Here is a 15,920-nt window from a genome sequence, read left to right as displayed (position 1 = left end):
ATGGCAGTGATCGACATCAAGGTGCCCGACATCGGCGACTTCGCCGAAGTGGGCGTGATCGAAGTGCTGGTGAAAGCCGGCGACACCATCAAGGTGGAACAAAGCCTCATCACCGTCGAATCCGACAAGGCATCGATGGAAATCCCATCGAGCCATGCCGGCGTGGTCCAGGAGGTGAAGGTCAAGGTGGGCGACAAGGTCGCCGAAGGCTCCGTCGTGCTGACGCTGGAGGCGGCCGACGCCGGCGCCGCGGCGGCTCCCGCGCAGGCGCCAGCGCCGGCTGCATCCGAGGCAAAACCGGCCGCAGCGCCCGCCGTGCAAGCGCCTGCTGCTCCTAAAATAGAAGCAGCCAGTTTCGGCGGCAGCGCCGACATCGAGTGCGACGTGCTGGTGCTGGGCGGCGGCCCCGGCGGCTACAGCGCCGCCTTCCGCGCGGCCGACCTGGGGCTGAAGGTCGTCATCGTCGAGCGCTACTCGACGCTGGGCGGCGTGTGCCTGAACGTGGGCTGCATCCCATCCAAGGCACTGCTGCACGTCGCGGCCGTGATCGACGAAGCCAGCCATCTCAAGGCGGCCGGCATCGACTTCGGCACGCCGAAGGTCGACATCGACACGCTGCGCGGCCACAAGGAAAAGGTCATCGGCAAGCTGACCGGCGGCCTGGCCGCCATGGCCAAGATGCGCAAGGTGACCACCGTGCGCGGCTACGGCGCGTTCGTGGGCGCCCACCACCTGGAAGTGGAAGAAACCACCGGCTCCGGCCAGGAGAAGACGGGCACCAAGAAGGTCATCGCCTTCAAGAACGCCATCATCGCCGCCGGCTCCCAGGCCGTGCGCCTGCCCTTCATGCCCGACGATCCCCGCGTAGTCGACTCCACCGGCGCACTGGCGCTCAAGGAAGTGCCCAAGCGCATGCTGATCCTGGGCGGCGGCATCATCGGCCTGGAGATGGGCACGGTGTATTCCACCCTGGGCGCGCGCCTGGACGTGGTCGAGATGATGGACGGCCTGATGCAGGGCGCCGACCGCGACCTGGTCAAGGTCTGGCAGAAGATGAACGCCAAGCGCTTCGACAACATCATGCTCAAGACCAAGACGGTGGGAGCCAAGGCCACGCCCGAGGGCATCGAGGTGACGTTCGCCGCAGCGGAAGAGGGCGGCACCGCCCCGGCGCCCCAGGTCTACGACCTGGTGCTGCAGGCCGTCGGCCGCACGCCCAACGGCAAGAAGATCGCCGCCGACAAGGCCGGCGTCGCCGTCACGGATCGTGGCTTCATCGACGTGGACGTGCAGATGCGCACCAACGTGCCGCACATCTTCGCCATCGGCGACATCGTGGGCCAGCCCATGCTGGCGCACAAGGCGGTGCATGAAGCGCACGTGGCGGCCGAGGTCATCGCGGGCGAGTTGCAGGGCAACAAGGAACTGGCCTCGGCCGCCTTCAACGCCCGCGTGATCCCATCGGTGGCCTATACCGACCCCGAAGTGGCATGGGTGGGCCTGACCGAAGACCAGGCCAAGGCCCAGGGCATCAAGGTCAAGAAGGGCCTCTTCCCTTGGACGGCCTCCGGCCGTGCCATCGCCAACGGCCGCGACGAGGGCGTGACCAAGCTGCTGTTCGACGATTCGCCCGAGGCCCATGGCCACGGCAAGATCCTGGGTGGCGGCATCGTGGGCACCCACGCCGGCGACATGATCGGCGAGATCGCCCTGGCGATCGAGATGGGCGCCGACGCGGTGGACATCGGCAAGACCATCCACCCGCACCCCACGCTGGGCGAAAGCATCGGCATGGCGGCGGAAATCGCCCACGGCTCCTGCACGGACGTCCCGCCGCAGAAGAAGTGAGTTGAGCCCGGCGCTGCGTGCAACGCAGCCAGGCCAGCCAGGCCGCGCAGAGCCCTCAGGGACTGCGCGGCCTTTTTCATGCGGCTGGGCTGCCCATGCGGTCTGCTCTCAGCGGGCCGCAACTTGCGTAAAGGCACTTTTCTATACAAACTAATTGGGCATAGCGCCACGGTTTGTATAAAAATCCACCGTAATGAAACCCCACTGCATCGTTCAGATCCACCGGCAAGGCGCCTGGCACGACGCCGCCACCGTGTCGCTCTGGGGAGATGCGTCCGCTGGCTGGCGCAGCAAAACCTATTCGGGCTACGAAGCCGACTGGTCGGTCACCCATTTCGGCCAGCAGGACGCCCATGCGCTCAGTTGCCGGTGGCCTGTGGGGCTCGATCCGCTGGAGCTGGACCACTGGCCGGTGTTCCTGATCGACATGCTGCCCCAGGGCTTCGGCCGCCTGGAACTGCTCCGGCACCTCGGCCTGCCGGCCACCGCCGAGCATGCGGCCGACTGGCCGCTGCTGCTGGCCGGCGCCGGCAATCCCATCGGCCACCTGCGCGTGAAGGAGGCGGCCCTCGCACTGGAGGCCGCTGCCGGCGGCGCGCCCGCGCCCTTGATGGGCTTTTCCGACGCCGACGTGTCGGAGCGGGTCGACGCATTCAGCGAGCACCTGGCCTCGCACGGCCTCTTCGTGGCGGGCTCCTCCGGCGTGCAGGGCGAATGGCCCAAGCTGCTGCTTACGCGTGGGCAGGACGGGCTGCTGTACCTGGACCACACGCTGCCCGACGCGCTGGCCCAGGCCCACTACATCGTGAAGTTTAGCCGGGGCAGTGACGAGCGGCTGGCGCAGATCCTGCGCCACGAACCGGTGTACATGGAGCTCGCCCGGCAGCTCGGCCTGCGCGTGCACGCACCCTTGCAGTGGCAGCCGCGCGGCACGGGCGGCGTGTTGTTCATTCCGCGTTTCGATCGCCGCGTGCAGGCAGGCGGCGGCGTCACCCGCCTCGCGCAGGAAAGCATCGCCTCGCTGACCGGCTACAGCGGCTTCGAGGGCCTGCCATCGCACGACGAGGTGTGCCGCCAGCTCATCGCGCACTGCAGCGACCCGCAGGCCGAGGTGCTGGAGTACCTGCGCCGTGACGTCGCCAACATTGCCTTGGGCAACAAGGACAACCATGCCCGCAATACGGCGGTGCAACGCGACTGGAACGGCCGTGTCGCCCTGACCCCGCTGTTCGATTTCGCCCCCATGTATCTGCACCCCGACGGCATTGCGCGCCGCATCCGCTGGCAGGGCAACGACAACGGCCAGCCCGACTGGCGCCGCGTGCTGGACACGCTGTGCGAGCAGGCGGGGCCGGCGCTGGACAGGGCAGGGCTGCGGCGCGGCCTGCAGGCCATGGCCCCGGCGCTGGCGCACGTGGCAGAAGAGGGCGCGCACCTGGGCCTGGAACCTGACGTGCATGCCTACCTGCAGCGCGGCCTGTTCGCCATGGCCGAGCGCATGGCCGTGCTGGGTGAGTGAACGAGCCCAAGCGAGACCTTCCCCATGGACAAGCGCTACAAGCCCCTTTCCCCGCCCGAGCAGCTCGCTCTTCGGCGCCAGGCCATCGAAGAGGTGCTGGCCCACCCCGAATGGACGCTGGCCGAAGCCGTGCGCCACCTGAAGGCCGGCCTGCGCCTGACCAGCGCCGAGCTGGCGCGGGTGGCGGGCGTCTCGCAGAAGACGCTGCTGGACATTGAACAAGGCCGCAGCCCGGGCACCGTGCAGACGCTCAACCGCATCCTCGGCGTGGTGGGCCTGCAGTTGGGCGTGGTGCGCGGCCGTTAGCCTGCCGCCCGCCGTGGCCTGCCGCGCTGCCACCGCGTCATATCATCGACGCCCCCTCGCCCTGCACAGGTCCACACGGCGGAGCCGCTGTCGGGCCGGAACCCCCAAGGAGACATGACGCATGCGATTGAAATTCTGCGCGGCAGCGGTGCTGCTGACCCTGGCCGGCACCGCCTCGGCCGCCTGGCCCGACAAGCCCATCACTCTCGTCGTGCCGTTCCCGCCGGGGCAGGCCACGGACATCTTCGCGCGGGCGCTGGCCGAAAAGCTCGGTGCGCGCCTGGGCCAGCCGCTGGTGGTGGACAACAAGGCGGGCGCCGGCAGCAACATCGGCACCGAGCAGGTGGTGCGCTCCAAGCCGGACGGCTACACGCTGGTCATGGCCGGCAGCGCCATGGCGGTGAACCAGACGCTCTACCGCAAGGTGAACTTCGATCCGCGCAAGGACCTGCAGGGCATCAGCCTCGTCGCCAAGGTGCCGCTGGTCTTCCTGGCCAACCCGGGCTCGGGCATCCGCAGCATGTCGGACCTCGTGGCGCAGGCGCGGGCCGAGCCCGGCAAGCTGAGCTACGCGAGCGCCGGCATCGGAGGCACGCAGCACCTGGGCGGCGAGCTGGTCAAGGCGCGCGCCCGCATCCAGATCGAACACATTCCCTACAAGGGCAGCGGCCCGGCCCAGGCCGATTTCATCGGCGGGCAGGTTCCGCTGATGGTGGACTCGGTCACGGCCGGCCTGGCCAATATCCAGGCCGGCAAGGCCGTCGCGCTCGCCGTGACCTCGGCCACGCGCTCCAGCCAGTTGCCGCAGGTGCCGACGATCGCGGAAAGCGGCCTGCCGGAGTTCAAGGGCTTCGAGGCCGTGGGCTGGCTCGGCCTGATGGCGCCCAAAGGCACGCCCCGGGCGGTGGTGGAGCGCCTGAACCACGAGGTGGTGGAAATCCTCAACGGAGCGGACATGCAGAAATTCATCCGCGACCGGGGATCCGAGCCCGCGCCCACCACGCCAGAAGCCATGGACCAGTTCGTCGCCAGCGAGATCATCGAGTGGGGCAAGGCCGTGAAGCAGTCCGGGGCGTCGGTGGATTGAGAAGGCCTGAAAGCATGCAGCCCTTGCTCGATGCCATCGCCGGCATGCCCCGGCTGGCGGACGCCCAGCGCATCTTCCATGGTCGAGGCGGGCTGCACCCCGGCTGCGAGCACTGGTCGCTGGACGTCTATCCCCCCGCCGTGGTGCTGACCAGCTTCCAGCCGATGGACCCGCAAGCCTTGGCGGAGGTGGGCGCGGCCCTGGAGGCGCGCTGGAAGCAACTGGCCCCCGGCGAGCCGCTGTGCTGGGTGTTCCAGTGCCGGCACCCGGGCCATGCGGAAACCCGGCTCATGGCCGGGGAGATCCCCGAGCCGCACGTGGTGACCGAGCGCGGGGCGCGCTACCGCGTGCATGTGCTGCGCGGCCAGAACCACGGCCTCTTCCTCGACATGGCCGAAGGGCGGCAGTGGGTGCGCGAGCACGTCGCCGCCCGCAGCGGCGAGCGCCCTGGGCTGAAGGTGCTCAACCTGTTCGCCTACACCTGCGCCTTCTCGGTGGTGGCGCTGCAGGCAGGCGCGCGGCATGTGGTCAACCTGGACATGAGCCACGGCGCCATCGCCACCGGCCAGCAGAACCACCAGCTCAACGGCCTGGCGGCGGGCGCCAGCTTCCTGGCGCACGATCTGTTCTCGTCCTGGGGCAAGGTCACGCGGGGCGGGCCGTACGGCCTGGTGATCGTGGACCCGCCGAGCTACCAGAAGGGCAGCTTCGTCGCCACCAAGGATTACGCCCGGCTCATGCGCCGCCTGCCCGACCTGCTGGCCCCGGGTGGCCACGCCCTGGTGTGCCTGAACGCACCGGAGCTGACCACCGCCTTCCTGCGCGAGCAGATGCAGGCACTGGCACCCGAGCTGGCCTTCGTCGGCCGGGTGGACAACCCCGCCGTGTTCGCCGACGTGGACCCGGAGCGGGCGCTGAAGGTGCTGGTCTACCGCGCACCCGGGCTTGAGACTGGCGCCCCGGGCTGACAGACGCTGACAGACGCGGCGGCCGGCGCGAGGCACCATGCGTGCTTTCCATAGCCACGAAGGAATCCGCCATGTCCCTGGTTTCGTCCACCTCGCCGCGCCTGCGCCGTGCCGCCGCCTTGCTGGCAGTCGCCGGCAGCGTGCTGGCAGCACCGGCCTTTGCCCAGAAATCGTCCGAGTCCTCCGCCATGCCGGCCGCCAAGCGCCATGGGGCGCTGGAGTACAGCTGCGGCGGCATCGGCATCGACGAATCCACCGCCATGCGCGCGGCGATGAAGGACCACCCCCTGTCTCTGCTGTTCGCGGCGTCCGGCGGCGCCTACGAGGCGGACGTGCAAGTGGCGATACAGCCCGAAGGCGCCAACGCCGGCCAGCCCATGCGCTTCACCGCCAACGGCCCGATCTGCCTGGTGAACCTGCCCGCCGGCAAGTACGCGGTCGAAGCCAGCGCCGCCGGCCAGACCAAGCGCCAGTCGGTGACGGTGGGCATGGGCGCCAAGAGCCTCGACTTCCGCTTCTGATTTTTGACGGGGAGGGCGCCAGCGCGGTTCAGCCGCCCTCCATCAGCCGCTGCACGATGGTGTCCCACTCCAGCGGCTCGACCGGCGTGATCGACAGCCGGTTGCCCCGCTGCAGCATCCGCATGTCGCGCAGTTCCGGGCAGGCCTTCAGCTCGGCCAAGCTGACCAGCCTTGTCTTGCGCACGGCCTGCACTTCCAGCAGCAGCCAGCGCGGTTGATCGGGGCGGGACTTCGGGTCGTAGTAGGGCGAGGCCACATCGAACTGGGTCGGATCGGGCCGCACGCCGGAGGCGACCCGCGCCAGGCCGGCAATGCCGGGCTCCGGGCAGCTGGAGTGGTAGAACAGCACGCCGTCGCCCACCCGCATGCCGTCGCGCATGAAGTTGCGGGCCTGGTAGTTGCGCACGCCCGTCCAGGCGACGGTGCGGTCCGGCGCCGCCAGGGCGTCGTCGATGGAACATTCCGCGGGTTCGGTTTTCATGAGCCAGAACCGGCGGGCACCGTCGGCGTGGGCGGTGGCGGTGAAGGGGGCGGCAAAGGGAGCGGGTGCACTCATGCCCGCATTGTGGCTGGGCCGGCCTGCGCAGGGCAGCGGCCCTGGGTGGACGGCCAATCAAGCGCGGAACGTTTCAGGGGGCGGTGGGGGTGAGCCAGTCTCACGCCAGCGCCGTATCCAGCAACATCATCAGCACGAATCCCAGCATCAGCCCGCCCGTGGCGAAGGCTTCATGCCCCTTGCGATGCGACTCGGGGATGATCTCGTGGCTGATGACATACAGCATCGCACCCGCTGCCGCCGCCAGGCCCCACGGCAGGGCTCCGGCCGACACGCCCACCAGGACCGCGCCAGCCACCGCCGCGACAGGCTCGATCAGGCCCGACAGCACGCCCAAGCCCGCAGAAGTTCCACGGCCATAGCCCACGCTGCGCAAAGCCAGCGCCACCACCATGCCTTCAGGCACATCCTGGATGGAGATGCCCGTGGTGAGCGCCAGGGCGGACACCGCGTCCGTGCCGCCGTAGGCCACGCCGATCGCCAGACCCTCGGGCAGGTTGTGCAGCGCGATGGCGAACACGAACAGCCAGGCACGCTTGACGGCACGTGCGTCCGGGCCTTCCAGGCCTTTCACGAAATGCTCGTGGGGCACGATCCGGTCGATCATCATCAGCAGCAGGGCTCCCAGCAGAATGCCTATTCCGACGATGCCCCCTGCGCCCCAACCGCCGGCCCCGCTGGCTTTGGCGGCGGCCAGGCCGGGGATGATGAGCGAGAACGCGCAGGCGGCCAGCATGACGCCCGCTCCGAATCCGAGCATCGCATCGTGGGCGCGCTGTGAGAAACGTTGCGACAGCAGCACCGGCAACGTCCCCAGCGCAGTCGCCAAGGCCGCCATGCCGCCGCCCATCAACGCGCCCCGGATTCGCGGGTCACCCACTGCAAGCGCTCCCGCCAGCTCGCTCAGCAGCAGCCCGGCACCGAACACCGCGATGGCCCCACCCAGCCAGCGCCGGCCTCTCACCGCAAAGCTGCGCGCCGGCCTGCCGGGGAGCGAACCCAAGTTGCCTGGATGCATGATTGACCTTCTGTTAGGGGGAGAACAACCACCCATGGCGGCCGGCTGCCTGCGCAGGGGTGCGCACACAGCCGGCCGGCCGCGCTGCCGGATCGCCGGTCAGGCCAGCGCGCTGCTCAGCACCAGACTGCCGTTGACACCGGCAGGGTAGAAGCCGCCGCTGCGGACCGCGCCGCTGTTCAGGTACACGATGTTCAGCACGTCACCGGGCGAGCGGCTGTAGGCAATGCCGTTCTCGTCCAGCGGCACGATGTTGGACACACCGTTGGTCGGGCTGATGCCCTGGTCCACGTCCTGGAGGTTGTCCAGGCTGTCGCGGGCGTTCGAGATCGCATCGGCCGCTGTGCGCAGGGCCGGCGCCTGCACGCCCTTGGAATAAAGCACCGTGCGAACCAGGCCCGCGTGGTATGCCTCGGCCGCCAGAATGCCGGCTGCGGCCTCCAGGTAGGTCTTGTTCTGAACCAAGGGGGAGGCGCCCTTGTAGGCCGTCACGCCCACGTCCTCGAACAGGTAGGCAGCCAGCAGGAAGTTCTCGTCGCTCGCGTACGGGTCGAACGACTGGCCGGGGCCGATCAGCCCGGCCGCCCGGGCTGCCGTCGAAAATGCACCCGTGGGCGAGGCGCTGATGTCGATGGCCGGGTGGGCCACGGCAGCGGTGCCCAGCGCCTTGCGCAGGAAGGCGACGTGCGCCAGTTCGTCCCCCGCGATCTCCTTCGCATATTGGCGGACCACCGGATCGGTGAAATTCACGGCACGGCCACCGGTCACCGCTCCTTGCTGGCCTGTGCCTGTCTGCTGATTGGCGGCCAGCCCTGCGCCCGTGGCCGCATAGAGATAGAACTGCGCTTCCAGATACTCGAGATTCAGCGCGAAGTTGAGGATGTCTTCGTCCGACGGGCCGCCAGCCTGCGCCGTGGCGTTGTCTCCACCGCCGCAGGCCGCCACCAGCGCACCGCCGGCGACGCCGGCGGCAAAACCGCTGGTCCTGCGCATGAAGTTGCGCCGTTCTGCGCGTCGCGCCATTACCTCTGCTGCCTGGGGACGGGTCAAAAAGTTTCCGAGCATGGTTGATTCCTTCGTGTGGCGCTGACGTGCGCATTCATCGCACGCGGGGCGCCAAAATGCCGACATGGCCCTTGCGGGACGGGAACGATTGACAACGCAACCCCTCACTGCCGGCCGTGCGGGAAGAGCCCTCAACCTGACCGTCTTACGCTGCCGGATCGTTAACGGATTGCTGCCTGCACGTAACTCAATGTTTTGTCGCCAGCCCGCCGGGGTACCCCACCGCCAGAGACAGTGATCCACCCTCGGCGTGGGGCCGACCCCAAAGGCTGCTTATCGCAGAGGCTGCGCTAGTGCCCGGTTCGGCGGCCCGTGCCACCCCAGCGCCTTGTACCCGGCTCGGGCAGGGCCAGCGGATCGTGGGCAGGCTCCGACAGCGGAGCCAGCAGTGCCTGCAGATCGGCTTCGCTGAACTTGACGGCATCGGCCGGGTCGCTGCCCAGCACCGCGTCGGCCAGTGCCTGCTTGCGGGCCTGCAACTCCAGCAGACGTTCCTCGATGCTGCCTTCCACGACGATGCGGTAGACGAACACCGGCTGGTCCTGGCCGATGCGGTGCGCGCGGGCCGTGGCCTGCGCCTCCACGGCCGGGTTCCACCAGGGGTCGATGTGGATCACCGTGTCGGCGGCCGTCAGGTTGAGCCCCGTGCCGCCGGCCTTCAGGCTGACCAGCAGCACCGGCGCGCTGCCTTCGCCCTCCGACTGGAACCGGTGCACCACCTGGGCACGCTGGCCCGGCGGCGTCTGGCCGGTGAGCGCCAGGAACGGCAGCGCCAGGTCGGACAGGTACCCCGCCACCAGCTCCAGCATGGCGGTGAACTGCGAGAAGACCAGCACGCGACGGCCCTCGGCCACCAGGGCGGGCAGGGTGTCCGCCAGCCACTCCAGCTTGGCGTGCTCCATGCCAGGCGGCAGCTTCGCTCCCCGCACCAGGCGCGGGTCGCAGCACACCTGGCGCAGCTTGAGCAGCGCGTCCAGCACGGCGACCTGCGCGCCCGCCCAGCCCTGGCGGTCGAGGGCGCGGCGCACCTGCTGGTCGGCCGCCGTGCGCACGGCTTCATACAGGTCGCGCTGGTGGCCCTGGAGCCGCACGCGCTGCAGGATGTCGGTGCGGGGCGGCAGCTCGGCCGCCACGTCCGGCTTGCGGCGGCGCAGGATGAAAGGGCGCACCCGCTGTGCCAGCAGCTGGGCCCGCAGCGTCTCACCGTTCTCCTCGATGGGCTTGCGCCAGCGCTGGGCGAACTGCCGCGCATCGCCCAGAAAGCCCGGCATCAAAAAATCAAATTGCGCCCACAGCTCACCCAGGTGGTTTTCCAGCGGCGTGCCGGTCAGGCACAGGCGGTGGCTGGCGTGCAGGGTGCGCAGTGCGCGGGCGCCGCGGCTGGCGGCGTTCTTCACCATCTGTGCCTCGTCCAGGATCAGCAGATGAAAGTGCTGCGCGGCCAGCCGTTCGGCATCGCGCCACAGCAGCGGGTAGGTGGTCAGCACCAGGTCGTGCCCCGCCATGGCGGCATGGCCGTGCGCCCGGCCGGGCCCGTGCAGCACCAGCACGCGCAGCCCGGGCGCCATGCGGGCCGCCTCGGCCTGCCAGTTGAAGAGCAGCGAGGTGGGCATGACGACCAGGGCGGGGGCGATCAGCCGGCCGGCCTCCTTTTCGGCCAGCACGTGGGCCAGGGCCTGCGCCGTCTTGCCCAGGCCCATGTCGTCCGCCAGGATGCCCGCCAGATGCTGCGCCCGCAGGTACTGCAGCCAGGCCAGCCCCGCCAGCTGATAGGGCCGCAGGCTGATGGCCAGGCCCTGGGGCGCCGGCACCGGCTGCGGCGTGCCGGCCGCCTTCAGCCGGTCGGCCAGCAAGGCCAGCCCGGCATCGCCCTGCAGCTGCCAGCCCTGGGCGCCGCCCTGCAGGGCCGCCCGCAGGGCGTCCAGCCGCCGGGCCTCCCACGCGCCCAGGCGCAGCGGCTCGCCCTCCTGGCGTTCACGGCGGCGGGGGTCGGTCAGCAGGTCGATCAGGGCGGAAACGATGGCCTTGAGCGGCCCGGCAGGCGCATCGATGCGGCGGCCGCCGGGTGCGCGCAGGCGGATGGTGGCGTCGTCCGAGATCAGGGCCAGCTCCGACGCCTTGAGCCACCGGGGGTCGCGCTGGATCAGGTCGGCCAGCAGCGGCGCCAGGTCCAGGGTCTGGCCGTCGATCTCCACTCCCAGCGTCAGCAGCCACGCGCCTTCGCGGGCGGGCAGATGCAGGCGCTGCACCGGCCGCTCGCGTGCGGCCATCGGGCCATCGACCTCGCGGCCCAGCAGCTCGCCGGTGTCCGGCGCGATCAGCAGCTTCCACTTTTCGACAGGCACGCTTTCGTGGGCGAAGCCGGGCTGCGTCACCACGCTCCAGCCGTCGGCGCGCAAGGCGGGCACCTGGTCGGCCCAGAAGTCGCCGAAGTGCGCTTCCTGCGGCAGCGTCCACACGGGGCCCAGGTGATCGCCCAGCGCCCGGTGGCGCCACTGCAGCCTGGCGGGGTCCACCGGCACGAGGCCGCTGTCCCACACCCGGTCCATCGCGTCGGCCTCGGCGCCGGGGTCGCGCCGCAGCCGCACCACCGGGCCGCCGGTGTCGAACAGCTCCACCTCTGCGGGCGCCCGGCCGCCCAGCACGCTGGTGGGCGCCAGCGTGCGCCATGCGTGGCCCTGGGCGGTTTGGTAGGTCCATTCGATGCGGGCCAGTGTCACGCTGCCGCCGCGGGGCCCCATGCGCCCGTGCGGCTGCAGGCCCAGCAGGCCGTCGCCCCGGCCCAGGGTCATCAGCGTCATGCGGGGGCGGAAGATGCCGGTCAGCGCGGGAGTGTCGTCGGCATCGTCGGTCATGGGCCGCCCATTGTGCCCAAGCGCCCGTGCACAGGCGCCCGGGGCACGGGATTGCTATGGTTTTTGATGTGCGGCCCCAGGCGCGCCGGGCGCCAGAGGCTGAAAGGCGTCAATCCGGCGCCTGGGTGGCGCCAAAAGGCGTCAATCCGGCACCCGGGTGGCGCCGGGTGCGGGCAGCGGCAGCCCGGCCTGCCGCACGACCTCGATGCAGTCGCGCACGTGCTGCTCGCCCAGAAAGCGCAGCGTGGCGTAGCCCAGCGCCGCCGACACGGCCTGGCCGGCCAGCGGAACGAACTTGGCCGCCTGCCGGGCGGTCAGCCGCACGCCGATCAGGCGGGTGGCCCGCATGACCAGCTCGCGCGTCACCAGCTTGCCGATCAGCACCGAGCCGACCATCGAGACGGCCTTTTGCACCTGCTCGCGCTTGTGCGGCGTCAGGCGGTCGATCTGCGCGGGCGTCAGCCCGAATTGCTCGTTGATCTGCGGAATGAGGCGCGAGAGCAGGGCGGCGTCCACCGCCCAGTCCAGTCCTGGCAGGGGCACCGTGCCGGCGGCCGCCGCCAGCAGGGCGCGGCGGTGCAGCAGGCTGCGGCTGCGCTCGATCGCGGCCTGCAGGTGGATGTCGCCCCCTGCCAGCTCGTGCGCCGTCGGAACCTTCTTGCGCAAAGCCATGGCACGCCGCCCGTTCGTACGTCAGGCCTTGCGGCGGATCATGCCGTAGAGCACGAGCAGCACGATCGCGCCCACGATGGAGGCGATCCAGCCCGCGGCTTCACCCTGCGCATACCAGCCCATCGCCACGCCCACGTAGGTGGCGAGGAAGGCGCCGGCCACGCCCAGCAGCATGGTCATGATCCAGCCGAGCTTGTCGTCGCCAGGCTTGATGGCGCGGGCCAGCAGGCCGACGATGAGGCCGATGAAAAGGGTGCCGAGGAGAGACATCATGATGGGAATCGCTTTCGCGTCTGGAAGAGGTTGAACAAGGGTTGCGGCAGGCCCGGAAGGCGGCCTGCCCGTCGCCCCCGGATTGTTGGCGGGCCGGGGCCCCCGCCGTGCAGGACGACACCGCGCCTGCGTGACTGTCTGGGAGGACCGGGGCCCTGGGCGGGCGCCGCCGCAGCCGGGCCAGTCTAGAAGCCCGGGCGTAAAGCGCCGCACGGCAGAACGTCAACAATCCAGCACGCCCGGCGGTCAGCGTTCGCGCCCCGTTGGGCAAGCGCGCAAACGCCATCGCCCCGGCGCGTCCGTGAGACGGGCCGGGGCGATGAACCGATGAGGGAGGGGCCCGGCCTGCGCCGATGGCAGCAGCAGTGGGACGCGTCAGCGAGGTGCCGGCGCGTTGGCGATGGCTTCGATGGGATCGTCTTCGGCGGCCACGCGGCGGGCGCCGTTGAAGCGGCGCTGCCAGTAAGAGCCGCTCATGTCTTCCACGCGCACGGTGGCGCCGCTGCGGGGCGCGTGGATGAACTTGCCGTCACCCACGTAGATGCCCACATGGCTGAACGCCCGACGCATGGTGTTGAAAAACACCAGGTCGCCCGGCTGCAGGTCTTTCTTGTCGATGACCTCGGTGGCCGCGGCCTGTTCGTTGGCGCGGCGGGGCAGCGCCAGGCCCTTGGCCTGCTCGAAGATGGTGCGCACGAAGCCGCTGCAGTCGAAGCCGGTGTCGGCATTGCTGCCGCCGCGCCGGTAAGGCACGCCCAGGAAGCCCATGGCGGTGGACACCAGTGTGGTCGTGCGGTCGGCCACGTCGTGACGGACCTCTTGCAGCTGGGTGAGGAGCCCGCGTTCCTGGAGGATGCGGTCGATTTCGTCTGAGCGGGTGCTGCTGGGGGCGGCATGGGCCTGGGCACAAACGAGTAACAAAAAGCAAAGCCAACGGGACATGGGTTGCGAGAGTACCACGGTGCGGGCGATTGTCCTACGCCCGCCGGGCGCATTCGCTGCTTATTTCATAGGCAGTCGCGGGCCGATAGTGAAAGGCTTTGGGCTGCAACGCTGCCGAAAAGTGGTGGGCTTGCCCGCATCTCCATCGATCATCGCGGTTCGTATGCCGCGTCAGGAGCCACCCCATGAGTTTGCAACCAAATGCATGCCCCACGCGCACCGGCCGGGCCGCCGCTGCTATCTTTGCCATAGCAGCGGGTGCCGTGTTCGCTGCCCCGGCGCAGGCCGCGGCCCCGAGCGCGCCGCAGGCCGCCCGCACGGCGGTCGGCACCGAGACGGTGGCGACGGGCCTCGAAAACCCCTGGGGCGTCGCCTTCCTGCCGGGCGGCCGGTTCCTGGTCACCGAGCGGCCGGGCCGGTTGCGGGTGGTCGAGGCCGACGGCCGCATCGGCCCGCCGCTGCGCGGGCTGCCGCCGATCGCGGCGGGCGGGCAGGGCGGCCTGCTGGACGTGGTGACCGACGCCGACTTCGAGCGCAACCGCCGGGTGTTCTTCTGCTTTTCCGAGCCCGCGGCGGACGGCGGCGGCGCCAACAGCACGGCGCTGGCCAGCGCCACCCTGGCCGAGGACGCGACCGCGCTGGGCGACGTGAAGGTCATCTTCAGCCAGCAGCCCAAGGTACGCAGCACCGCCCACTTCGGTTGCCGCATCGTGCAGGACGGGCAGGGCAACCTGTTCCTCACCCTGGGCGACCGCTTCCAGCGCAAGGACGACGCGCAGGCGCTGGACAACCACCACGGCAAGATCGTCCATGTGCGGCCCGAGGGCGGCGCGGCGCCCGGCAACCCGCCGGCCCAGGGGCGGGGGGCGCTGCCCGAGATCTGGAGCTGGGGCCACCGCAACGTGCAGGGCGCGGCCCTGGGCCCGGGCGGCCGTCTCTGGGTGAACGAGCACGGCCCGCAGGGCGGCGACGAGATCAACATCGCCCAGGCCGGGCGCAACTACGGCTGGCCGGTCATCACCTACGGCGAGAACTATGGCGGCGGCAAGATCGGCGAAGGCACGGCCAAGGCCGGCATGGAGCAGCCGCTGCACTACTGGGTGCCGTCGATCGCGCCGTCCGGCATGGCCTTCCTGGCCAGCGACCGGTACGGCCCCGAGTGGAAGGGCAGCCTCTTCGTGGGATCGCTGCGCTTCGCCCGGCTGCACCGCCTGCAGGTGGCCGGGGACGGGCGGGTGACGCGCGACGAATACCTGCTGGATCGGGCCGGCGACCGCATCCGCGACGTGCGCCAGGGGCCCGACGGCTGGCTCTACCTGCTCACCGACAGCCCGCAGGGCAAGCTGCTGCGCCTGAAGCGCTGAGAAGGTGTGAAAGAACCCGCCATGCCCGCTCGCACCGCAAAAACACGCCCCCTCGGCGTTGCAAATGCTCGCCATAGCCCGAGCCATGGCTGCGCTTTGCGCCTTGACGGGACGCGTTTGTGCGGCCCGCTCTGGCGCGCCGGATTCATTCACACCTTCTGAGAAGCGTGCCCCCCACCGGGGCCGCTGCTATATCATTGATAGCTGCCTGCGCAGGCGCATCCGGCGCCGGCAGCCGATTTTGTCTGCAACCGCCGCACCCCCACACGCCATGCTCCTCGACGCCCTCGAATCCCAACTCGTCCTGGTGGACTACCAGGAACGGCTGATGCCCGCCATTTTCGAAGGCCCGCAGGTGCTGGCCAACGCCCGCCTGCTGGCCCGGGTGGCCCAGGCGCTCGACGTGCCCGTGTGGGGGACCGAGCAGAACCCCTCCCGCCTGGGGCCCAACGACGCCGCGTTGCGCGCAGCCTGCCGCCGCACCCTGGCCAAGATGCAGTTCAGCGCCGCCGAAGAAGGCCTGGGCGAATGGCTGCGTCCGCCCGCGCGGCCGCAGCAGGGCGGCAACGCCCGCAGCCTGCCGCGCCATCTGCAAAAGCCCGCCCAGCCGCAGGGCGGCGCGGACGCGCGCGGCAGCATCGTCATCGCCGGGTGCGAAGCGCACGTCTGCCTGCTGCAGACGGCGCTCGATTTGCTGGACGACGAGTTCGAGGTCTGGGTGGTGACCGACGCCTGCGGCTCGCGCACCGAGCGCAACCGCGACGCCGCGTTCGACCGCCTGGCCGGCGCCGGCGCCGAGCTGGTGACCACCGAGATGGTGGCCTTCGAGTGGCTGCGCGGCTGCGAGCACGAGGCCTTCAAGGACGTGCTGGCGCTCATCAAGTAAGGCGCCGCGCCGCCCCCCACGGCAGTGCTTTGTCAGCCTG

General features: G+C 70.2%; 15 protein-coding genes. 8 read left to right on the top strand and 7 right to left on the bottom strand.

Annotated elements, in window-relative coordinates; translation table 11 throughout:
* The 6 genes from lpdA (at nt 1) to ABWV53_RS04035 (ending at nt 6,249) form a co-directional block, all read left to right on the top strand.
* A complete protein-coding gene (gene lpdA / locus ABWV53_RS04060; RefSeq protein WP_353363225.1) occupies nt 1-1,848 on the top strand; it encodes a dihydrolipoyl dehydrogenase in 1,848 nt (615 codons plus the stop codon).
* 193 nt (nt 1,849-2,041) lie between these two features.
* Nucleotides 2,042-3,367, top strand: a complete 1,326-nt coding sequence (locus tag ABWV53_RS04055; protein WP_353363223.1) for a type II toxin-antitoxin system HipA family toxin — start codon at nt 2,042-2,044, stop codon at nt 3,365-3,367.
* A gap of 24 nt (nt 3,368-3,391) precedes the next feature.
* Nucleotides 3,392-3,673, top strand: coding sequence for a helix-turn-helix domain-containing protein (locus ABWV53_RS04050; RefSeq protein ID WP_353363221.1), 282 nt, complete (start codon nt 3,392-3,394; stop codon nt 3,671-3,673).
* A gap of 121 nt (nt 3,674-3,794) precedes the next feature.
* The gene (locus ABWV53_RS04045) at nt 3,795-4,760 is read left to right on the top strand and encodes a tripartite tricarboxylate transporter substrate binding protein (protein WP_353363219.1); all 966 of its coding nucleotides are present in this window, start codon (nt 3,795-3,797) and stop codon (nt 4,758-4,760) included.
* A gap of 14 nt (nt 4,761-4,774) precedes the next feature.
* Complete coding sequence (locus ABWV53_RS04040; RefSeq protein ID WP_353363217.1) at nt 4,775-5,728, top strand: class I SAM-dependent methyltransferase; 954 nt, start codon at nt 4,775-4,777, stop codon at nt 5,726-5,728.
* A gap of 71 nt (nt 5,729-5,799) precedes the next feature.
* Complete coding sequence (locus ABWV53_RS04035) at nt 5,800-6,249, top strand: peptidase associated/transthyretin-like domain-containing protein (RefSeq protein ID WP_353363215.1); 450 nt, start codon at nt 5,800-5,802, stop codon at nt 6,247-6,249.
* A gap of 28 nt (nt 6,250-6,277) precedes the next feature.
* Here the strand turns inward: ABWV53_RS04035 and ABWV53_RS04030 are convergent, their stop codons facing one another.
* The 7 genes from ABWV53_RS04030 to ABWV53_RS04000 all read right to left on the bottom strand — a co-directional run bounded on the left by ABWV53_RS04030 (nt 6,278) and on the right by ABWV53_RS04000 (nt 13,630).
* On the bottom strand, nt 6,278-6,805 hold the full coding sequence (locus tag ABWV53_RS04030; RefSeq protein WP_353363213.1) for an EVE domain-containing protein: 528 nt from the start codon (nt 6,803-6,805) through the stop codon (nt 6,278-6,280).
* Between the two features lie 100 nt (nt 6,806-6,905).
* Entirely contained in the window at nt 6,906-7,808 is a 903-nt protein-coding gene (locus tag ABWV53_RS04025) for a ZIP family metal transporter (protein ID WP_353363211.1), read from the bottom strand.
* Between the two features lie 114 nt (nt 7,809-7,922).
* Nucleotides 7,923-8,846: a ferritin-like domain-containing protein gene (locus ABWV53_RS04020; RefSeq protein ID WP_353363209.1), complete on the bottom strand. Its 924-nt coding sequence runs from the start codon at nt 8,844-8,846 to the stop codon at nt 7,923-7,925.
* Between the two features lie 332 nt (nt 8,847-9,178).
* Nucleotides 9,179-11,743: a DEAD/DEAH box helicase gene (locus ABWV53_RS04015; RefSeq protein WP_353363207.1), complete on the bottom strand. Its 2,565-nt coding sequence runs from the start codon at nt 11,741-11,743 to the stop codon at nt 9,179-9,181.
* Between the two features lie 141 nt (nt 11,744-11,884).
* Nucleotides 11,885-12,415 carry a hypothetical protein gene (locus ABWV53_RS04010; protein ID WP_353363205.1) on the bottom strand — a complete coding sequence of 177 codons (531 nt, stop codon included), beginning with the start codon at nt 12,413-12,415 and terminating at the stop codon, nt 11,885-11,887.
* Between the two features lie 21 nt (nt 12,416-12,436).
* The gene (locus ABWV53_RS04005) at nt 12,437-12,688 is read right to left on the bottom strand and encodes a GlsB/YeaQ/YmgE family stress response membrane protein (RefSeq protein ID WP_353363203.1); all 252 of its coding nucleotides are present in this window, start codon (nt 12,686-12,688) and stop codon (nt 12,437-12,439) included.
* Between the two features lie 375 nt (nt 12,689-13,063).
* On the bottom strand, nt 13,064-13,630 hold the full coding sequence (locus ABWV53_RS04000; RefSeq protein WP_353363201.1) for a C40 family peptidase: 567 nt from the start codon (nt 13,628-13,630) through the stop codon (nt 13,064-13,066).
* 185 nt (nt 13,631-13,815) lie between these two features.
* Here ABWV53_RS04000 and ABWV53_RS03995 point away from each other — a divergent pair, with 185 nt between their 5' ends.
* Both ABWV53_RS03995 and ABWV53_RS03990 read left to right on the top strand, forming a co-directional pair.
* Entirely contained in the window at nt 13,816-14,994 is a 1,179-nt protein-coding gene (locus ABWV53_RS03995; RefSeq protein ID WP_353363199.1) for a PQQ-dependent sugar dehydrogenase, read from the top strand.
* A gap of 271 nt (nt 14,995-15,265) precedes the next feature.
* Nucleotides 15,266-15,880 carry an isochorismatase family protein gene (locus ABWV53_RS03990; RefSeq protein ID WP_353363197.1) on the top strand — a complete coding sequence of 205 codons (615 nt, stop codon included), beginning with the start codon at nt 15,266-15,268 and terminating at the stop codon, nt 15,878-15,880.
* Nucleotides 15,881-15,920: the final 40 nt, after the last annotated feature.

The organism is Acidovorax sp. FG27, from assembly GCF_040365715.1.
GTDB lineage: Bacteria > Pseudomonadota > Gammaproteobacteria > Burkholderiales > Burkholderiaceae_C > Paracidovorax.
Note: the sequence above shows the minus strand (reverse complement) of the source record. Positions and strands in the feature narration are given on the sequence as shown.